At 46.5% G+C, this 2,738-nt stretch carries 5 protein-coding genes; 1 reads left to right on the forward strand and 4 read right to left on the reverse strand.

Annotated features, from left to right (window positions below; genetic code table 11):
* Positions 1 to 42: 42 nt before the first annotated feature.
* From GA0061070_RS24205 to GA0061070_RS24225, 4 genes are all read right to left on the reverse strand, one after another.
* The gene (locus tag GA0061070_RS24205) at positions 43 to 315 is read right to left on the reverse strand and encodes an arylsulfatase regulator (RefSeq protein ID WP_090139063.1); all 273 of its coding nucleotides are present in this window, start codon (positions 313 to 315) and stop codon (positions 43 to 45) included.
* Positions 316 to 371: 56 nt separating this feature from the next.
* Positions 372 to 851, reverse strand: coding sequence for an Hcp family type VI secretion system effector (locus GA0061070_RS24210; protein ID WP_090139065.1), 480 nt, complete (start codon positions 849 to 851; stop codon positions 372 to 374).
* A 235-nt stretch (positions 852 to 1,086) separates the two neighbouring features.
* Positions 1,087 to 1,779, reverse strand: a complete 693-nt coding sequence (locus tag GA0061070_RS24220; RefSeq protein WP_090139069.1) for a hypothetical protein — start codon at positions 1,777 to 1,779, stop codon at positions 1,087 to 1,089.
* A 39-nt stretch (positions 1,780 to 1,818) separates the two neighbouring features.
* Entirely contained in the window at positions 1,819 to 2,391 is a 573-nt protein-coding gene (locus GA0061070_RS24225; RefSeq protein ID WP_090139071.1) for a recombinase family protein, read from the reverse strand.
* Between the two features lie 149 nt (positions 2,392 to 2,540).
* Here GA0061070_RS24225 and GA0061070_RS24230 point away from each other — a divergent pair.
* Positions 2,541 to 2,738 (forward strand): DUF4158 domain-containing protein (locus GA0061070_RS24230; RefSeq protein WP_139109841.1); only part of this gene is annotated, 198 nt, incomplete at its 3' end.

Consider the following 2,738-nt stretch of genomic DNA (forward strand, 5'->3'; position numbering starts at 1 on the left):
GGGGTTCTACGCCGGAACCGCCGAAATTTCCGGCGCGATATTTTAGTGATCTTTCGGCACTTCAATGACTCCATCGGCAATGCCTTGTGCCAGCCTTTCCATCCATTTTGCAAAGCGAAAATATCCAGGGTATTGCAGGCAAATGTAGTCCATCTGGACTTTCGACGTGCTGTTCATTACCCGCTTAAAAGCATCCATATAGTCATAACAGCCCTGCAATAACTGAGCATCGCCATTTTCTGTCAGAGGGAATCGGCAGGCATAATCATGAACTATTTTCGCCAGCTGTCGCTGTTCTGCGGTTAAGTCGATCATTTTATCTCCTCGTTAGAGCAAAAGGAGGCAATTGCCTCCTTTGGTATCCCTCGTAATCAGGCACAACAACGATCGTTCCATGAATCACGATAGATAATATTACCCTCCGTATACTTCCAGGTAATTGCTTCATAACGCAATTCAAGCGTTTCCAGGTGAGTACTACTCATACCGTTAGGAGACAGGAATGGTGCGACCGTTGTGAATTTGACGTTTTCCAGAATGATATTGAAATACTCGGCCTCGATGCCCGATTCCAGAATACGGTACATCTTGATTGTCGCTTTCTTCATGGTCCGACCTTCACAGACAGCGCGATACAGAAGGGGGGTTGTCTGATCAAATTCTTTCACTATCGTTATAGGGCGGTGAACGCGCGTACCTGTAAGTTTTCCCCAGCTCGGGTCAACTGGAATAGTGACACCGTGAGAGAATGATTTTAACTCGATAGAACCCAGGCGGAGTGGCATCATGCAACTACCGACTATCGGAGATCCGTTCTCATCTTCAAGCCATAAATGTGCGGGTGTAGACATACTATTTCCTTATAAATAAATTTACGATGGTGCTAACGTTTGAACTTTACAATCTCACATATTGATAAAACAACCATCACAAATACAAAAAATACGGGGATAAGCCAGATTGGGCTGTCAGGAAAAAACAAACCCTGAACTATAGCGAAAATTATTGTCAGCGCTGCCGGACCATAATACGAAATCAATGACCTGAATACCCGTCTGAAAAACCTTTTAATAAGATTCATCATAATTATCGAATCATCCTGGTGATGATATCTGCAATACCATCATCCGATACCCATTGTGCTTTAAACGCCTCAGCCCGCTCAAACAATGGCTCTATCAGGAAGTACATCATTTCTAGTTGTTGCATGTAGAGTGCAGAGTAATAGGCCGGGTATTGGACGTGTAGGCGATGGGCGCTATCAGCCGCTTTTTGTACCACGCCGTATATGCCAATAGCCCCTACAACCCCGCCTGCTCTTCGCCCTGCCAGTGCACTGAGTTCAAGACTTAGATTCATGCCTGCTGCAACAAATGATGCTGTTGCCAGAGCAAAACCAGCGTTTGTGAGTGAACTGGCAGCAATATGGATATTAACAGCCATAAGCATTTGTTTGATGCGCTCCAGTTGATCGGAGGTTTTATATTTAAATATTTCTTCGAAATATATTTTGAGCATGTCATACGCAACATTGCCATGTTGCAAAATATAAATAACGCCGTTTTTGAATCGAATGTCTTCGGTCTTTTGTTTCTGGCAGACATCCTGATATTCATCGGTAAAACAGGATGTGTAATATAGTGCTCGCGTTGCACCGGCACCTATCGTTTCAATCTGACTGGATACAGCCTTTCCTACGCCCGTTAATGCATGGTCGAGTTTTAACGCAAGAATTTTATTAGCCTGCAAATAACTTATAACTTCATTGTTGTTGTACATAACCGCTCCATGCTAATTTTCATTAAATCCCATTTTCCATTATTTTCCACGAGAAAGCGTCCGATAGACCGTAGGGCGGGAGACGGAGAATAATTCAGCCAGATCGCTGATAGAGTACTCGCCGCTTCCGTGCATCCTGCAAAGCTCCTTTTGCTGCTTATCAGACAACTTTGGTTGTTTTCCCCGCAGTTTCCCTTTTGCCCTGGCGATGGCCATACCTTCGCGGGTACGCAGCCGTATCAGGTCACCTTCAAACTCAGCAAACGTCGCCAGCACGTTAAAGAACATCTTACCCATCGGATCCGCAGGGTCGTAGAGGCTGTTTCCCAGCGCCAGCTTCACGCCACGGGCCTGAAGGGCATCAGCAATTTCTCTTGCATCCGGAACTGAACGGGCCAGCCTGTCCAGTTTAGGTACGACCAGCGTGTCTCCCTGGCGAACAGCCGCCAGAGCCTGATCCAGACCGGGACGCTGGCGATTTGAACCGGTCAGCCCCTTATCGGTATAAATCCGGTCCGGGGAAACGCCCAGACCGACGAGGGCTTCTTGCTGTGCAGCCAGATCCTGGCGGTCAGTTGAACATCGGGCATAGCCAATGCGTATTTCTGTCATAAATATGTACGTATAAGGGGCCGTGAAAGAGATTGATATCGTACCAGTGATATGAGACAACGTCAGCAGTGATTTTCTCTGAAGCGTAAATTAAAATTTTTACTGTCCGCAGAACGATCCTCTTACGGACATGATTAATCGGGGTCAGGATGACTACTCGTGGCAAAGCGACAGGCAAAAGTGAACGACTGGCTGTTTTAAATAATGCCGAGCAGGAAGCGCTGTATGGCCTCCCTGATTTCGATGATGCACAGCGACTGGAATATCTAGCTCTGGATGAATCTGAGCTGGCACTGGCCTGTAGTCGTCAGGGGCTTCACGCTCAGATTTATTGCATCCTCCAGATC

Source organism: Kosakonia oryziphila (assembly GCF_900094795.1).
Taxonomy (GTDB): Bacteria; Pseudomonadota; Gammaproteobacteria; order Enterobacterales; family Enterobacteriaceae; genus Kosakonia; species Kosakonia oryziphila.